The 16861-nt window shown below is 35.3% G+C and carries 15 protein-coding genes and 2 pseudogenes; 5 read left to right on the forward strand and 12 right to left on the reverse strand.

Translation table 11 applies throughout. The features are described 5' to 3' along the window. Positions 1 to 23: 23 nt before the first annotated feature. The 8 genes and pseudogenes from EFA47_RS00345 to EFA47_RS19715 form a co-directional block, all read right to left on the reverse strand. Complete coding sequence (locus EFA47_RS00345) at positions 24 to 560, reverse strand: hypothetical protein (RefSeq protein ID WP_122641503.1); 537 nt, start codon at positions 558 to 560, stop codon at positions 24 to 26. After that, positions 557 to 1480, reverse strand: coding sequence for a hypothetical protein (locus EFA47_RS00350; RefSeq protein WP_122641504.1), 924 nt, complete (start codon positions 1478 to 1480; stop codon positions 557 to 559). Before EFA47_RS00350 ends, EFA47_RS00345 begins: the two co-directional genes overlap by 4 nt. 15 nt (positions 1481 to 1495) lie before the next feature. Beyond that, positions 1496 to 3691 carry a DEAD/DEAH box helicase gene (locus tag EFA47_RS00355; RefSeq protein ID WP_122641505.1) on the reverse strand — a complete coding sequence of 732 codons (2196 nt, stop codon included), beginning with the start codon at positions 3689 to 3691 and terminating at the stop codon, positions 1496 to 1498. A gap of 3 nt (positions 3692 to 3694) precedes the next feature. Beyond that, positions 3695 to 5455, reverse strand: a complete 1761-nt coding sequence (locus EFA47_RS00360; RefSeq protein WP_164689885.1) for a site-specific DNA-methyltransferase — start codon at positions 5453 to 5455, stop codon at positions 3695 to 3697. Positions 5456 to 5469: 14 nt separating this feature from the next. Continuing rightward, positions 5470 to 6366 carry a nucleotidyl transferase AbiEii/AbiGii toxin family protein gene (locus EFA47_RS00365; RefSeq protein ID WP_122641507.1) on the reverse strand — a complete coding sequence of 299 codons (897 nt, stop codon included), beginning with the start codon at positions 6364 to 6366 and terminating at the stop codon, positions 5470 to 5472. Next, a complete protein-coding gene (locus tag EFA47_RS00370) occupies positions 6359 to 6964 on the reverse strand; it encodes a type IV toxin-antitoxin system AbiEi family antitoxin domain-containing protein (protein WP_122641508.1) in 606 nt (201 codons plus the stop codon). The genes EFA47_RS00365 and EFA47_RS00370 overlap by 8 nt, the downstream gene beginning before the upstream one ends. 425 nt (positions 6965 to 7389) lie before the next feature. Further along, positions 7390 to 7857, reverse strand: a pseudogene (locus EFA47_RS00375) (tyrosine-type recombinase/integrase); the annotation flags it as partial. A gap of 133 nt (positions 7858 to 7990) precedes the next feature. Then, the gene (locus tag EFA47_RS19715; protein WP_164689886.1) at positions 7991 to 8284 is read right to left on the reverse strand and encodes a hypothetical protein; all 294 of its coding nucleotides are present in this window, start codon (positions 8282 to 8284) and stop codon (positions 7991 to 7993) included. Between the two features lie 657 nt (positions 8285 to 8941). Between EFA47_RS19715 and EFA47_RS00385 the strand changes: the two genes are divergently transcribed. Together EFA47_RS00385 and EFA47_RS00390 are read left to right on the forward strand one after the other, a co-directional pair. Further along, the gene (locus EFA47_RS00385; RefSeq protein ID WP_164689887.1) at positions 8942 to 9223 is read left to right on the forward strand and encodes a recombinase family protein; all 282 of its coding nucleotides are present in this window, start codon (positions 8942 to 8944) and stop codon (positions 9221 to 9223) included. 355 nt (positions 9224 to 9578) lie between these two features. Further along, positions 9579 to 10817, forward strand: coding sequence for a PLP-dependent aminotransferase family protein (locus tag EFA47_RS00390; protein WP_122641511.1), 1239 nt, complete (start codon positions 9579 to 9581; stop codon positions 10815 to 10817). On the opposite strand, the gene EFA47_RS00395 is transcribed toward EFA47_RS00390, so the two are convergent. From EFA47_RS00395 to EFA47_RS19725, 4 genes are all read right to left on the reverse strand, one after another. Then, the gene (locus EFA47_RS00395; protein WP_122641512.1) at positions 10801 to 12657 is read right to left on the reverse strand and encodes a hypothetical protein; all 1857 of its coding nucleotides are present in this window, start codon (positions 12655 to 12657) and stop codon (positions 10801 to 10803) included. The genes EFA47_RS00390 and EFA47_RS00395 overlap by 17 nt on opposite strands. A 156-nt stretch (positions 12658 to 12813) precedes the next feature. After that, positions 12814 to 13734: a tyrosine-type recombinase/integrase gene (locus EFA47_RS00400; protein ID WP_122641513.1), complete on the reverse strand. Its 921-nt coding sequence runs from the start codon at positions 13732 to 13734 to the stop codon at positions 12814 to 12816. A 263-nt stretch (positions 13735 to 13997) separates the two neighbouring features. Continuing rightward, positions 13998 to 14174, reverse strand: a complete 177-nt coding sequence (locus tag EFA47_RS19720; RefSeq protein ID WP_164689888.1) for a hypothetical protein — start codon at positions 14172 to 14174, stop codon at positions 13998 to 14000. Between the two features lie 284 nt (positions 14175 to 14458). After that, positions 14459 to 14839, reverse strand: a complete 381-nt coding sequence (locus tag EFA47_RS19725) for a hypothetical protein (RefSeq protein ID WP_164689889.1) — start codon at positions 14837 to 14839, stop codon at positions 14459 to 14461. 1081 nt (positions 14840 to 15920) lie between these two features. Here EFA47_RS19725 and EFA47_RS00415 point away from each other — a divergent pair. From EFA47_RS00415 to EFA47_RS00425, 3 genes and pseudogenes are all read left to right on the forward strand, one after another. Then, a complete protein-coding gene (locus EFA47_RS00415; protein WP_122641515.1) occupies positions 15921 to 16307 on the forward strand; it encodes a hypothetical protein in 387 nt (128 codons plus the stop codon). 117 nt (positions 16308 to 16424) lie between these two features. Next, a pseudogene (locus EFA47_RS20450) lies at positions 16425 to 16547 on the forward strand (prevent-host-death protein); the annotation flags it as partial. Between the two features lie 6 nt (positions 16548 to 16553). Next, on the forward strand, positions 16554 to 16853 hold the full coding sequence (locus EFA47_RS00425) for a type II toxin-antitoxin system RelE/ParE family toxin (RefSeq protein ID WP_122641517.1): 300 nt from the start codon (positions 16554 to 16556) through the stop codon (positions 16851 to 16853). Positions 16854 to 16861: the final 8 nt, after the last annotated feature.

The following is a 16861-nucleotide window of genomic DNA, read 5'->3' on the forward strand; positions in this document are numbered from 1 at the left end:
AGGAGAAATCCTCGCCACTGCCTTTATTTTTTTGCCCAAAACGTAAGATACATTTGGGAAACAGATTCTAATAATACAAATAAAATGTGTAGAATGATAAAGATACAGATAGAAGTAATATATTTAAATAAGTAAATTGGGAAAATAGTTTGTATAAGTGAAATCGCAATGAGCCCAACTAAATATATTATCTCAGTAACAACATTATAAGCTATATTAGAAAGCAAAACTTGAAATAGAGATAATTGTTTCCCATGAACAGGTTTGTATTGATCTTTACTCGATTCGGTTTCTTTTAATCGCTTAATGTTATTATTGTCCGCTGATACTAAAATTGTAATAATTGCCACAGAAAATGATATCAAAATCGCAACAATACTAATTTGTGTACCAATAAATTCCGAGAAAATAGATACTATTTTTTCGGAGCTCCCTATATTGAATACAATCGATAAAAATAATGCACTTAACGATACAATCAGCGGAAATAGAAATCTTTTAAATACTTTTTTTCGTGAAGCAAAATAATCCGATATTGGAATTAAGATTATGCTTTTCATTTTTTGTTCCTCGTTTCATCTATAAACCCCTGTGCCTTTGTGAAGAAATCTTCACTGTTGACCTCATTTGTTACCGACTCTGCTTTTACTGAAAGATAGTGTTTCATTTTCATAAGATCAGTATCGATTTCAAACTGTCCCGCAGCATTGGTTCCCCGTACGGAAATTTTCTTAATTCTATTATTGCTTTGCATATCGTCATAGTATGCTTTGATTAGGTTGTCAGGGAATTTTTTTGCACCCTTAGGTCGTTTAAGCCAAATTTCAACTTCGTCGTCAATATCATTTCGATTTGCAAACTGCATGAAATCGTCCCTTATATCTTCTTTACTAACAGTTAATTTTAGAGCAGAGGTAGTACGAGCTTTTTTTAGCGAATCTAAGAAATCATCTCCTGGCATAATCTCATGTGAAAGTGTATAGTGATACTTATCATCAGTATCTTCATTGTAGCGTGCGAACTGAGTATTAAGGTAATCTACAATACAGTTTATAGATATGCCGTAGTGATTGCTCTCGTGTACTGCAAGAAATCGATTTTGCCCTTTGGCAAGGCGGATACATAAGTGCGTCTTTTCCTCATCGCCATCTTGCTGGCGCTTTCTTGTTCCAAGCTCCTGCATGGTTTCTGTGTCTATTTCATTGCGAACATGATTATATTTCGCAGACTTAAAGATGATATTATAGTTGCCATCTTTTAAATCTGTATAAGAATCAAGCCATACAACTTTTTCCGAAGAAGTGATGTCTTTCCGCCGCTTGGTTAAATTTTTAGCCGCAATATAAGCAAGAAGCTTTGAGAACGCTTCAATGATTTGCTTTATTTCATAAACGGAGTCATCACTGCTGTCTTTTTGCTTGGAGATAGCAAGATAATAAAAATAAATTGGAACACTTTTCTTTTGTTCAGGACTACTCATTTTTGTCCTCCCTCTTTATAATACATCCGAAAGAAGTTGCCAAGAATCGCTCTTTATATCATCGGAATAATTATTTGCGCAAATGCAAAGCTCGCCGCTCTGCTTGTCTTGACGAACAATTCCGCCATGTAGATGATACTTATCTATGTAATTCTTCAATACCGCAAATTTTTTGGCAGTGTATTTGTCAATGTCCTCGCTATCGCCTGACTTAGTAAAACCGCCCTTGGTTTCTATTATCCATGTGCTACCATCTGAAGCGCCGACAATATAATCTGGGTAGAATGACTTTTGCTTTCCAAAATTATCGGTATACACAATAGAAAAATATTCTATCCCTTTATCTCCGTTTTTGTAAAACCATTGAATATTAGGACTGTTTTCACAGTGCCGCTCCAAAAGTTTTTCAGGCATAGAACGCTTTTCAGCAGAAGAAAGGTATCCCTTGTACACATTTTTTGTCATTTCTACCTGTGATTTAGCTGAGCCATCATAAGTAAAAATCATTTCCAACGGAAACCCAATTGGCTTCTCAGTCGTTTTTGGTATTGCTAAAGACAGTTGGAGTGACTCATCTGCCATAGCGTTTCTCACATCTTCAACCAATAAGTGCTTGTTGTTGATGATAAAAGCGTATAGTTCTCTTGTTCCGATTTTGAGAATCTTTGTTTCACAGCGCAATCCATCAAGAAAAAGTTTACGCATGATGGTATTTATGTTGTTGTAATCCAAATTTACTTTATAACCAATTTCAGAAACACAATGATGGTATTCTTTTCCGTGCTTATGTGTGTTCAAAGACTCATGGATAGAAATATCATTTAATTCAGAGATGTTCTCCTTTGATAAAGTACTTACCGAACCAGACTTAGTATAATCGATAATATCCTCTGAAAATGAATAACCATGAGCTTCTAATAGGATTTTGTTTTTAGAAGTATCTTTTGTGATGTGGTATTGTTTTTCAAAGTATTTATAAATCACCTTCAGTGACAATTTAGCATCACGAGGATATGGAACATCGGTTTTATATTCGCTGATGATCTCAAAAGAACGATGTTCAGGTTTAAGGAACACTTTGTAAGCGTCAAGAGCGCCTTTCCCTAAACTCAGCTTAACGCTTTCTGTGAATTTCTCGTCCAATGTGTACAGATAACAGCTATCAAGCAGATCGCTTTCATAGTGCTTTGCTTCGGGCATACGGCGGATTCGCCCAATGGTCTGAATCTCAAAGACCTCACTCATGTTGTCACGCAGTTTAACAAGAATCTGTGCACGAGGGCAATCCCAACCGGTAGCCACAGCCTGCTTAATTATAACTGCAATTGGAGTAGCGTTAGGTTCTTCAATATCTTCAAGATTCTGCTTTTTATCTGATAGCCATACCGCAAGCAGATTGTTTTCGTAGGTGATTCCCTTACTTTCAAAATATTCCTCGACTCTGTCCAGAAGGGCATCTGATTTGTTCGGAATTTGCACAATAATAAGGGGATTGATTTCAGCATTTCGATTTAAATACTCTGAGTGCAATTCCCTCTGCTTGGTGATTGCCTTGTCAAGCAAATATGTAATTTGATCATCAACGCTGATATGCTGCTCAAAGTTTTCGTTGATGATTAGTAGCTTCTTTATTAGACCTTCCGCAATAACATCTTCTTCAGGAATATCAATTAAGATAGCGTTCTTATAATTTTTAGGCGTAGCAGAACAGCGGATTATGTTATCTGAGTGAAACAACTCAATAATATCGTCCGCTTTGATTGTGTCGTTTTGATGGGACTCATCAACAATAATTTTAAAGCACAGGCCGCTATCAAGAGCATTGCGTATGTGTTCGATAAAGTTTGTGAGCTCGCTGTCTTTTAATGCGTTATTGCCTTTTTTGGTCAGCTTTTCCCAGTTAATAAAGCAAGCGTCGTTTTCTTCAAAACCAGCAGCCATAATATCTGGAAGCAATTTTGTTTGACTTCCGTGGATATATCGATCCATTTTTTCTTTACTTTGTTCCTCAAGGTTGCCTTTACCGGGAGTAAGCCAAATAAATACCGTTTTATGATTGCTTTTAAAATACTCATCCATGAAGTGAGTGAGGATAATTGTTTTGCCGCTGCCAGTGCAACTTTTCAAAACAATATCTCTGTTTGGCTGCTCCATTGCAGCAGTCAAATCGGCGATAGATTTTATCTGAAAGTTCGCAAGAGTAATATCCATTATTTAGCCCTCCAATTCTTTGTAATAGTAGTCAGGAATAATATTTATCGTTATTTTCCTATCTTTCAAAACTTGCGCTTGCTGTGCATCCATCAAAATATCGTGCCCTAAGTATAATTTTTGACATTTAGTGTTGTTTTCAAGTTGAGAAACAAAATCATCGAGTTCTTCCTCGGTCAAGACAATGGCGATTTCCGCATTACCGGTAAAATTTACGCCGTTTTCAAGCTCAACAAGCTCACGAATGTGTTTGAGCAGCTCAACGGCGTATTCGTAGTACAGACGGTCAGAAATGGGGATATACTCCACCTTGTAATATTTCAGGCTTGCAGGATAGTTCTCCTTTTCGATAACACGCTTGATACGCTCATAGGTAACATTACGACAAATATTGTTTTCGTTGTTGGTGCAAAGGATGAATTTACGATTCCCGCCATCCTCTGCATTTAGTTTCATAACAGCGTGTCCCGTTGTTCCGCTACCCGCAAAAAAATCCAAAACGGTACAATCTTGATTGTTGTATGTAATCGAATCCACCAACATACGCAGTAATTCTACTGATTTTGGATAAGCAAAAATACTCTTTTTATCAAAATATTTCTCTAATTCAATACCACCATCGCTTTTAAGGCTGATTATTGAACGTAAAAGCATACGATTCACATCGTCTAAATATTTAATAGAACTCGGCTGCATATTTTCATCTTTTGAAAACCATATATTACCGCACATAAAACTACCATCAAAGCGTTCTATAATATTTTCATAGTCAACAGCAGCTAAAAATGATGCTTCATTCCAACGCCAGCCACGATCTGGCACACGAACTGGTTTTTTAGTTATAGGGTGAATAACGTCATATCGAGGACCAAATGTATTGCCATTGGGCCAACTCATATTGATTTTTCCCCACGCTCTATAATTTTCATCGACTGCATTATAAAGAGTAATTGCACGATCATACTTATTCTTTTTATATAATTTTTTTAATCGTGCTTCGGTTTCTTCTATACTAACATTGTTTTTCTTGCATTCGTACAGTAAGTCCTCTATATCTTTCAGCCCATCTTTTAGAACCATAAATTTATATTTGAAATCACTACTTTTAGCATAAGTCAAGATGTATTCGTGAATATTTCCAATACCTTTGTCATTTTTTGGAACTCGTTTATTCCATATAATGCACTCAATAAAATTCCTTTCGCTAAATATTTCATCACACAGTAGTTTTATTTGTGCAAATTCGTTTTCATCAACACTTATAAAAATAATACCTTTATATGACATAAGACGACGGGCGAGGTTCAATCTTTCCCGCATAAAAGAAAGCCATTTAGAGTGCCTAAAAGTATCGTTTCCGTCGACTAAAGTGTCTGAATATGTAAATCCATCATTGAGTGTATTATACGGCGGATCAATATAAATGAGATCAATTTTGCTTTTGTGTGTTTTTTCAAGCAATTTAAGAGAAGCAAGGTTGTCGCCCTCAATGAGAAAATTCATCTGTTCGCCGTTATCGATGAACAAGTCTTTGTCTTCAGTAAGCACCGGGGTATGGGTATCCAGCACCTCGTCAATTTCCTCTCGATGTTCCTCAAAAACAAGACCGTATTTTTTTCCGTTTACATCTTTCTCCAAATCGGAAAGATAGGAAAGCAGATTTCCGGTATTTTCATCTTGCGGTGTAGCAGAAATAAACGCCCGAATGGCTTTGATTTTATTCAGCAAGTCCTCACGTTTTTGTTTGGATATATTTGTGCTCATTCTATTCCTCCCGATTAAATCCATTTGCTGTTGGCAGCAGACCAACACTTAGTAAATGTTTTATTTTCCGCTGCCGCCATAAACGGCTGTTCAAGAAAATTCTGTATTGTTCTCAAAACGGTACCGTAATCATCCGTCCTGGTATTGATCTTGCGGACAAATGCCTTCCACTTCTTCTGCATGGCAGCATCATCGCCAAAGCTCATAATCTGTTCAAATTGCTCAATGGTAAAGTGATGTTCACGGTTAGCAAATGTTTTTCTGAGAGCCTCGGTAAGCACTGCTCCGTCAAAATCAAACTTGTTGGCGATGTAATAAAGATCGTAGTAGTCCTTCATTCGGCTGGAAAATTCCATCAGGCTCAGGATAGCGTCGAGTTTCTCCGCAACGGTAGTTTCAACAGAGTAGGTATTTACCGTTGGTGATTCAAACTCTGGAAGCTGCGTTGGTATTTGGCGCTTTTCCTGTTTCGGAACAATGACATCTCCTACGCCAAAGTCAATGGTAAACGGCGTTCTTGTGTTTTTGATACGGGCAACGATAGAGGCACAAATTCCCGCATACTTTTTAGCGACGGCAATAGGAGCAACACCCTTTATCTCAAAGGTTACAAAATCATTGCCGGTAGGAACAGCGATGATGTCTTCCAAAATGGATTTTAATTGTTCCGGCGTGTTTGGTACTTGCCGAAGCAAAAAGTCCACATCCACCGTTACCCGACTGTCAAAGTCAGTCAAGGAATAAAGAAACAGCCCGCCTTTCAACACAAGGTTTTCAGTGTATTTGGATTTTTCCAAACGGCGCAAAAATTCTTCCTGACAAAAGAGCTGCAAGCAAAGCTGATAGCTTCTTCCGCTTTCGGTAGCTTTATTTTTCAGTCGTGCAAGCACGGAAGCAGCAATATCAGCCATTGAGCAGCACCTCCATCACATCCATCAATTTTTTATAAACCCGCATTTTCTTTGCGTAATTGGAAAGATTACTCAGGTTTTTCTTTTTATCGGTAGCATAGGCATTGAGCGCCTTATTAAACATTTCGTTATCCAGCTTTGTGCGGTATTTGAAACAGTCGCAAATGGTGCGTTCCCGATCATAAACAGCAAGCTGCACTCCATTAAAATCTCCACTTGTTTTTCCGATTTCAAACAAGGTGGGCTGTACAAAATACACCTTTGTCGCCAAAGAATCGATATGCAGCCTTGTCCGTGAGAAGGTACGGGGGACGGCAATTGACCATTGCCGGGGCGAAAAGTCGCTGTAACCATAATAAAACAGCGCCGATTCCACACATACGACGCTTTCGGGAAGGAGAGAGGCAAGTACCTGTTCTTCCTTTATATCTTCCTGCTCGGCGAGCTGGTAATAGCCATGTCTGACACGCTCGATATATCCCTCTTTGCATAGGTTGGCTACATCATAGTTGGAAAGCCCTTCGGAGACGAAATCAGCGGTTTTTGCAATGCCGTCGTTGTTATTTATTATGTTTTTAATGGTTTCCTTTTTGTCCACTTGTTCACCAACTTTCAAGCCACAGCTTATTGATGCTGTGTCCGAAAAATATTATATCATAGAAGCGCCCCGATATCAACAATTTTTAAAACACAGATATAAGATATTGTGAAACTAAAATTTGAAATTTTATTGCAATATAACTTGAAATCTGCTACAATATCTTCGGAGAAGATGGTATTGCTCCACGCTAAGGAAGGTAAGTGTTATCAGTCCTGATAACGAACTGATAACATTAGCCCATATAGGCAGGATAATATGGATACATCAAATAATCAAAAACACCACGAATACGACAGAGGACAATCTCTAAACAAAATTGATTAGGATTTGTCGAGTGGGAATAGTTGGAGGTGGGTTAGAAAGCCTTTATTTCCGGTTTTTTTCAGCCTTGTACCTCTATCATTGCAATTTTATTGCAATTTTTATATTACTTGTCTGTGATAGTCCGCAGTAAATTGATTATGGGTATAGTCTGCAATACTATGTGAGGCAGGTGTGTAGTTTCATATACCGCCTAACTGTTTAGCAACTTCAAAGTTGCTGTTAGGATATAAATGTCCATAAGTTCCCAAAGTTGTCTGGATTTTTTCATGTCCCAGACGATCTTTGATGATTAATGGATTTACCCCCATGCTAATTAAAAGCGAGGTATGAGAATGTCGCAGTGCATGGATTCTAATGCGGTGGACATCAGCAAGCCCTGCCAGCTTTTCCAGGGCGCTTGGCAGGGTATGCTTGCTGGTGGGAATGCCATTGTAACTTAGGACAAATTTACAGTCATGTAAAACTTTCTGTTGTATGTCTTTCTATTTCTGCAATTCATTAATCGTATCTGAGTCAATTACGATTGTTCGTATACTCGCCTGCGTTTTTGGTTCTACAAATTTATACCTTTATAGATAACCGGAATTTATGAAAAAATTGCTAAAAACAGTGTCTATAAAGGTGGTAAACAAACTTTACCGATATTGTTAAAGTTTTGATACCTTTACAGACACTTTATATAGATTTTAATATATGTTTTTATTCAAGGAAGAATTTTTTAATCATTTCTTCTATAGCTTCTGCTTTTTGTAATGGAGTCATTAAGTTGTTCTTATATAATTCTTTTGATGCATAATAGAAGTCTTGGGTTATTGCACGCAATTCAGGAGAATTTAGATTTTGTGTCATATTTTTATATTCGTGTATAAACTCTGATCGTACTAAATAGTAAGGTAACCTGTAAAAAAATTGAGAATAGCTATCGGAGTTTTCCTCCCATCTTGTGTTAGAAAAACTTCTGCAGAATTGCAGCATTGTTTGGAAATCTTCCATAAATACCGTCTCAAGGTGTGCAATATATTCTATCCAATAATGACAAGCATAGTATGCATAAATATTCTTTGGATTAAAAAAAGAATTGTACAATTCTTGGTGTTTTTTCCAAGTACTAATATGCCACAACTCGTGATAAATAGTACTGATTTGACGTTTTAGTTTATGATCAGAGTTTATGTGGGTTTCAATATTGGACTTATGAGTGATATCATTTAATCCATATGTCCTTGCCAAGAATATTTTATGTTCTTCTACTCTGGCACTAGAATAATTATCTAACTTATCAACAATCTCTATTATATTTAATGAATCTATACTAATTTTATTATTAGGCATATTTATGAGATAAGTGATAATATCATTGACTAATTTTTTTCATCCTCAGTTGCGTTTATAATTTTGTATTTCATTTCAAGATTTCCTTCTCTATTTTAGTATTTCAAATTTGGTGATTATCCTTTCAGTCTAACTGTTTAGGAAATTATATTATAAGAATACCATGAATTAATGAATGGTACTACTTTGTTGTGGATTCTTTAAGCTAATGACTTGAATAACGGTAGCTATCTCAGTGAATCAAATTTTATTTTGTTGCATTTCTGACATGGCAGACATATGTAATATTAGGAAGAAAACAGTGAGGAGGCAATTATCGTGTCAGAAGTAAGAACGAGAAAGTTCGGATATATTCGTGTTTCATCTAAGGATCAGCATATAGATCGGCAGCTGTCAGATTTCAAGAGAGAAGGTATACAGAAACGGGATATTTTTATTGAAAAGCAGTCGGGGAGAGATTTCCAACGCCCGGTGTACCGTCAGATTGGTAATCGGCGCCTTTACAGACTCTCTTTTCTGTGGGTGCATCCGCAACACCTGCTCGTACAGCAGGGCATGATAGGTTGTAATCATTTGGATAATTTCAGTGCCCTTCCCTGATAGATTTCATTTCTGGTTTTCATGTGGTGTCTCCTTCCTTGAAAATAGGAATACGCACACAATGCGTAGTAAGAACGTACTGTGTGCGCATTGAACTACTTATACCGGTTATGGCGGTCCATAGTCGGCTATTTTGGTTTACGGGTAACAAAAAAGCACCTCATACGGGTGCCGGAAAATTGCAAACTATAAGCATGGTTATTGTAACATGGGTAGTTTTTCACTTCAATTGCAGACGTGTGCCAAATTTTTGACAGTGAATGTTGCCAGGTTGCGTGGGATTCAGTATAATATAAGGGAATGAACAGAGGATAATACATGATTATCCAATACTTTAAAATCGGAGAATATAAAAATGGAGCATGAAAACTATTTAAAATACCTTTCTAAAATCTATGAAGAATATAAAAATTTTGATGATAGTAAAATCCCTTTATGTGCAGCTGAAAATTTTGTGTCCCCATTTGCAATGCAAGGATTAACTTCTCGTTATGAAGGAAAATATATTTCAGGATATATACAAAGAAATAAAGAAAAAGATTTTATCGGTAGTGACTATTTAGAAAAAATATTTTTCATAGCCAATGATCTTGCAAGTAATCTTTTTCATGCGAAATATAACGATTTTCGTAGTTTGACAGGTATGAATACAGTTGCACTTATATTGATGTCAATGGTAGCTAAAGACTCAAAAATATTAATTACAGATCCAGAATCAGGAGGGCATGGTTCACTCCCAAAACTTTGCGATAATCTGGGAATAAGATATAGTTCTATTCCATTTGATTATGTTAATATGCAGATAAACTATGAAAAGCTGAATGAGATATTACTTAATGATCATGAAATATCTTATTTATGCTTTTGTCAATCTGATATTCTTCAACCACCAGATTTTAATTTAATTAGCTCACCAAAGAAAATAGGTATAATATATGATGCAACTCAAACACTTGGTTTAATCGCCGGAAGCACTATACCGAATCCTTTGGATAGTCAAAAAAACATGGTATTAATTGGAGGAACACATAAAACTTTTCCCGGTGTAACTTGTGGATATGTAGCTACAAACTCAGATAACATAATTCAAAAAATTAACCAAAATATTTCTCCAAATTTTTTAAGAAATATTCAAGTAAATAATATAATGAGTGTATGTCTGTCAATGATTGAAATGTTGCATATTGGAGAACAATATGCAAATAATATTGTATATATCGCAAATACATTGGGAAAAACACTTTCAAATAAAGGAATTTATGTCAAAGAAATAGCAGATGGATTATATACAAAAACTCACCAAATTTTCATTGGAACGGGCAAGCTAAGTGTTGATGAAACTTATACCTATTTCAAGAAATATGGTATTACGCTTAACAAACGTAATACCAAATACATAAAAGGATTTCGAATTGGTGTTCAAGAAATTGCAAGATATGGTTTTGAAAAATATATTGATGAATTATCCGAATTAATTCGTTTAGTATTGGTAGAGCCTTCTAAAGAAAAAGAAATCCTAACATTAAAAGCATACCTTGCAAAATTCAAAACAAATAAATATAATGTTGACAATATATTTATGGAATGGGATTAATTGTTACGCAATAATGTTGTTCCAAATACTTCTTTAATTCCATATCCACATTTGCTAGTTCTAATTTTGAAATTAGCCTATTGTGAAAATTATAGCCTTCACATTGCTTGCATTCTTCTATTGCAGCGTCCCAATCAAAGGGAATATTTAATATGATTTTTTCAAGACATTGAAGGTATTTGCAAGTAATTGCCACTAGATACAAAATATCTTTGTCACCATTGTGACAAAAAATATTATAGCAGCGATTATAGAATTCTTCAGCATTTTTCCAATCGCGATTAATTCTAAAAAGTTCCGCTTTAATAAAATAGCAATTTGTTAGATACCGGCGTTCCTCTTTTTCATAATACAAAATTGCTGTATTTTCAATTTTAATAAGTTCAGAAATTATTTTTTTATCAAAGTTGCTTTTATAGAAACATACAATGGGATAGTATGTTTCATAAAAATAATAATCAGAATTTTTAAGTTTACGTTTTTCTTTAAAAGTACTCATTTTTAGATCCAATTTACCCAATAAAATTCTCCAATCAGAAGTCGGTTGGATAAATTCATTTAATTGCAATATGTTTATAGAAAAATGGGAGCGCAACCATTGTATATTTTGGTGTTCGTCAAATACATTTGTCAGAATCGAAGCAGCGCTATCAAAATTCCCCCTATGTTTTTCAATATGAGCTTGCAGAAGAATTATATCTGTATACAAACTTTCACCTGGCATAGTATTAAGAAATTGCTGGTCATTGCAAACTAAGGCAAGTAAAATATTTAGCTCTTCAAATGCAACACTATACTTACCTAAAAAATGTACAAGGTTTGCATGCTCATACTGTAATTTATACTTTAATACTTTATTTGATGGTTGAATCACAATTTGATTATATAAATTTTGAGCTTCTGAATATCTACCATGTTTAATTGCGAAATAAAAATCAAGAAAATGTCTATCAGTTTCTAATAAAATCGAGAATTCATTAGATGAAAGTAAATCAATTATTGTACCGATATTATTATTTGAAATATTTCCTAATTTTGTCGCAATAGAGCAAATTTCTTCTTCTGTTTTACCTTTTGTAATCGAACAAAAAGCTGGACTTTTCTGTAATTGAATTAATAGCTCTTTTATTTTGTCATCAGCAAAAAAAAGTGCATCTTCAGAGTTAATATTAAAATTTAAAAATATGAAAAATACATCTTTATCTGCCAAGTTATCTGTCCAAAGGCACAAATCTTCATATGAATTGTCCACTACGACAATATTTTTTTTGCCCTTAACAAACGTAAATTCGGTTTTTATTCTTGAACTAAAAGAATCCGCGTAATTGCTATAATTTACATAAAATATATTTCCAATCTTGGATGGGAATTTAGGACATGAAACTCGGATAGAATTTTCGTCCTTATCCTTAATTTTCTGAAACTCATAACATAATCTTTTGGCAAATGCTGTTTTGCCATTCCGTTCACCATAGCGTATGTTCTTGGTATAATACATATAATTTTCCAATAATTTTTTTTCACATTCTTGAACAATATTTTCAAGGAGTTCTTTTCGATCAACAAATGGAATCCCATTTGAGTCATGTGTAAATATAAATTTAGCTGGAAAAGTTCTAATAGAATTAGTTATGTCTTGAACTAAACAATATAAAAAGCCAATACATTCGATTATAAATGAAGAAAATAAAGCTACGATTCGCCATCTTTCAATTCCGCCTTGATTTGCTAATGAATCAATTAATGTAAATATATTACAAGCGATAAATGTACCTCCAACTATAATGTAAACAATTATTTTCCTATTTTTTCTCAAAATCTTATTGTATTTTATTTTCATAATTATTCTTCTATTTCCATCCATATATTTTTATAAGCAAATGATAGCTATATTTGAAGGGATAATCATGTATTATCCTCTGTTTGGGAGAAACATAGAACGACAAACCCAATAAAAATCCGTTTGATCCAGCTGTAATTCAAACGGATTTTTACATCATTTTATATTCATAAAGTTACGAGGATGTTTGGTTGTAAGTATATTATTCTGTTTCGCCATAGAAACACTGGTATAAATTTCTGTTGTCTTGATGGAACTGTGTCCAAGCATCTTCTGTATGTACCGGATATCTACATCTGCTTCCAAAAGCAGTGTAGCAAATGAATGACGGAACATATGTGGGGTGATATGCAGCTCGATCCTGGATAGATGGAGGTACTTGACTATCATGGACCGTACAGACTGTTCTGAATATCTTTGGTGAAGTCGGTTTATGAAAAACCAACCGGTAGACCTGATATCCGCCTCGAAAACAGTATAATATTCAAGCAAAACCGCCCTTACATCGTGATTAGCAATTTGTATCAGCCGTTCTTTAGAGCCTTTTCCATAGATTATTAATTTATATGATGTCAGATCGACTTGGTGTAAGGTAAGATTGCACAGTTCCGAGATTCGGACGCCCGTTGCAAAGAGTAACTCAATTACGGTAATATCTCTGAGGATAGCTTTACTCTGATACGGCGTGCTGGCAAGAGAACGTTGTTTATACATATCAGAAATAAGAGATTGAATGATAGTTTCTGGTATTGTTCGTGGCAGAGTCTGGGGTTCTCGGAATTTAGTGCTTATTTTGTCAAAAGGGTTCAAACTGATGATTTCCTCAAGCAGAAGGTAATGAAAAAACGCTTTGAGTGTCGCTATCTTCCGTTTGGCTGTCATTGGCTGGTATTTTGTATGGAGCAAGGCAATATATTCGTTTAGCAACGCTTTGTCAACAAAATCAGGGAATTTTACGGCAAAACTATGGAACTGCGATAGGTCAATACGGTAGGCTTTCAGCGTTTTTTTATCCAGTTTTTTAATTGTTTCACAGATACATAAGTAATCATTCATCAACAGTTTAAAATTCATCATATGTAGGCACTCCTTAACTTTTTATTGTTAATTATGAGTGCCTGACATCAAAATGTCGAATTTTATTCCGGAAAGAAGTAATTTAATAGTTCTTTGCAGTCTGATTTAGATAATTGAGATAATATATATTTGGTTTTTGGACAGCTGCAGCAAGAAATTCCCTGAGTTTACAACAGTTCTGCGACTTTTTGAATGATAAATGTCATGTGCGGTTTTGGAACGCAAGACTGTTCTTCTGAAACGCCGATTTGTTCCGCAATCTGTTATTTTGGAACGCAGGCTTCTGCAGCAGTATCTGGTATTTGAAGCGGTAATTTCATGTTCATTGCAATTTCCTCCCTGTCGATTAGCACGTCGCTGGTATTGAACATTACGGATAAGTAATTATTCAGATAAATCACGCTGCCATGCTTTCCCTTAAAATTGAGCAGTGTAATCATTTCCTTTTCTTCCAATTTCTTTAATCGGCATATGGATACCTTAGATAGTTCCCAACGGTCGGAAAGAGATTGATAATTTGTAATCGGGTTACAGGTATTGTTGCAGTAATACACGACTGGACCAGACTCGGAACCGGGAATAGTCGGATCATTGTAAATGGCATGAACCCACAAGTTTAATAAAATATTTATCTCCGAACATTTCCCAATACTAATTAATTCATGGATTTTAGAAATTGGGAAAAAGAAAAATCCGGTATCCTTTTGGCAGGGATAGTTGTACTCTAGCCATGTATTGTCTTTGGACTAGTCAGTGATCTGGAATTTGGTTTCTTCATACCCAGTGTGGAATGGGTAATGTAATGCCGTTCTTCCAGAAGTTTTAGGATGGAGAGTGTCTGATGCTGAAACCGGCTGTGAAACCAAGATTGGAGGTCAGCAATAGGGCAGAGCCATTCTCCGGGAGAGACGGTGTAGGTGATTCCGTCAAGTCTCCGGTAGGAAATACGGTAGTTGGCGTAGGAATACAATATTATGTAATAAAAAAGATAAGAGCCTCCGCTAATTCGGATATTCTTATCATGGATAAGTGTCTGTATAAAATCCCGGTAAATCCGGCAGCGTGGAAAATCCACAATTTGTTTTAGTTCTAATTCATAGTTCATAATATTCCCTTTCTTTGTAATTTCTTAAGAGGTATTGTAGTGCTATCAAATTGTTCAAACAGAATAAATGAAGGTACATTATTGCAATTTGATTGCATTTTTATTTTTTGTTTTATTGTTCCAGATAATGCTTGAAATCTGCTAAAATTCAATGATATTGTTCAAAACACTTTATCGTCTGTATGGAATTTGAATAAATTAAAAGGTCGTAAAAGTGCCGTATTTATGCGGGGTTGCGGCACTTCAAGAAGTCTTGTGATAACAGTTGCATAAAAGCAATTTTTCTTGTAATCCAGTGGTTTTAGGGATAGAGAATAATTGACAGGCGGTTGTGCAACAAATAAATCCATATTAATAAAAAGCCATTAACTTTGAGTAGTAACTCATAGCTAATGACTTTTTTGTTATTATTATTTGGCTCATTCAGAACAGCCTGTGGAGATTTCCAACCCAAAGGCCTCATAGGGAACTTGTTATAGCCCTTCGGCGCATTTTCAGATTAGGATAATCCTCATCAGGAGTGTGCTGGTTTGGAGGGGAGGCGGGACGTCTGCAACGTGCCGGAGGGAATCCCATGAGTCACCATAGCGGTTTTTCCAGCGATAAATATACTGACGGTTAGTTTTATATTTTTTAGCGGAGTTGGATACACCATAACGTTCTGCATAATGAATAAGTAATAGACGATATCTTATATCTTGTGTTATACTTGCTATGGGAGGATACTCCTTTATGTTTTTTGGGTTGTGGCGATTCAAATATAACACAAAGTGAGGTGATTCTCGTTTTCAATTACTCAGATTGAACATATGTATTGTAATCCGACACAGGTGGTATTTATGATAGACATGATAATGTTATCAGATACTTTTGACCGGAAAAAATTATTTTAGAAATGGGTTCAGACTTTGTACTTTTATCACATCAAAGCATTTTGTCCTTGATAGTAAAATTATTAAATTCACTACACGTATGTAGCGAATTGGAAAAGTATATATCTGGAAACAGAAATTTTGGACGTGATATTTTATTTTGAAAAATTTGCAGAACTGTAACATTAATTAAGTTGTAAGGCGGAGAAATGGGAATGATACATTTTTACAAGGAACAAGTAGAATTAGCAGTAAAATTAATTGATAAAAAAAGTAGATATGATGATATAAAAGCCTCGAATGACGTAAATGAAATATATACTATGATTAGTATTGCAAAGCCGACTGTGGAGTTTGTCAATGCAGCTAAACAGTTGAATAAAAGAATCAATGCGGACTATCCTGAAATTAATGAAATGCATAATATAGCATCAAACATGGCGAATCCTGCAAGTATATGTCAGGACAAGTCATTTTCTGAATATGATGCGATTTTAAAAGATTTGAATAGTGACGCATACGGAATTTTAGTATCTGTATTATTAAAACATGGAAGGATTTCTCATATTAAAGAGTGTATTGAAAGAGTTGATTAATATTTGTTAAATTAAAGGGAGTGTTGCAAAATGACTAATTTTTAGTCAGGGGGAGAGAGTTTCAAATTTACTACAAAAAATAATATAGCGGTTTGCTATACAGATTAAATGGATGGGGACTACGAGAAAGACCGAGCAGAGAAAAAGCTATTGGTTAAGTTGCAGGAAGCGGAAGAAGCTGTTGCAGATGAAACGGGGTGGTTGGGCCTTGATGAATTGAAATCAGCTATGGAGGAATAACACTTAATGAAATTAAGGATTAACCCTCTCGTAGTAGCTGATCTGAAGGCAATTAAGAGTTATATTGCAGATGACAATGCAGAAGTAGCCAGAAAGACTGTAGACGAAATTTACAAGAGTTTTGAGGACTTACAGGAGTTTCCTGCGGTGGGAGCAGATTTGTCAAAGCGAGTGAGCTTCAGGACAGATTATAAGTATCTGGTTCATGGGGGTTACATTACGCTGTATCTTATCGAAAAGGATTGGGTGGAGGTATATCGTGTGATTGACAGATACCAAGATATAACAGGCATATTATTTAGATAGATTTGAAT

Source organism: Luxibacter massiliensis (assembly GCF_900604355.1).
In the GTDB taxonomy this organism is placed as follows: Bacteria; Bacillota; Clostridia; order Lachnospirales; family Lachnospiraceae; genus Luxibacter; species Luxibacter massiliensis.

Bases quoted from the DNA above. Each gene is read 5' to 3' on its own strand.
- EFA47_RS00345 (WP_122641503.1), bottom strand. From the start codon at position 560: ATGAAAAGCATAATCTTAATTCCAATATCGGATTATTTTGCTTCACGA.
- EFA47_RS00350 (WP_122641504.1), bottom strand. From the start codon at position 1,480: ATGAGTAGTCCTGAACAAAAGAAAAGTGTTCCAATTTATTTTTATTAT.
- EFA47_RS00355 (WP_122641505.1), bottom strand. From the start codon at position 3,691: ATGGATATTACTCTTGCGAACTTTCAGATAAAATCTATCGCCGATTTG.
- EFA47_RS00360 (WP_164689885.1), bottom strand. From the start codon at position 5,455: ATGAGCACAAATATATCCAAACAAAAACGTGAGGACTTGCTGAATAAA.
- EFA47_RS00365 (WP_122641507.1), bottom strand. From the start codon at position 6,366: ATGGCTGATATTGCTGCTTCCGTGCTTGCACGACTGAAAAATAAAGCT.
- EFA47_RS19715 (WP_164689886.1), bottom strand. From the start codon at position 8,284: ATGGAAGATTTCCAAACAATGCTGCAATTCTGCAGAAGTTTTTCTAAC.
- EFA47_RS00390 (WP_122641511.1), top strand. From the start codon at position 9,579: ATGGAGCATGAAAACTATTTAAAATACCTTTCTAAAATCTATGAAGAA.
- EFA47_RS00395 (WP_122641512.1), bottom strand. From the start codon at position 12,657: ATGAAAATAAAATACAATAAGATTTTGAGAAAAAATAGGAAAATAATT.
- EFA47_RS00400 (WP_122641513.1), bottom strand. From the start codon at position 13,734: ATGATGAATTTTAAACTGTTGATGAATGATTACTTATGTATCTGTGAA.
- EFA47_RS19720 (WP_164689888.1), bottom strand. From the start codon at position 14,174: ATGATTACACTGCTCAATTTTAAGGGAAAGCATGGCAGCGTGATTTAT.
- EFA47_RS19725 (WP_164689889.1), bottom strand. From the start codon at position 14,839: ATGAACTATGAATTAGAACTAAAACAAATTGTGGATTTTCCACGCTGC.
- EFA47_RS00415 (WP_122641515.1), top strand. From the start codon at position 15,921: ATGGGAATGATACATTTTTACAAGGAACAAGTAGAATTAGCAGTAAAA.
- EFA47_RS00425 (WP_122641517.1), top strand. From the start codon at position 16,554: ATGAAATTAAGGATTAACCCTCTCGTAGTAGCTGATCTGAAGGCAATT.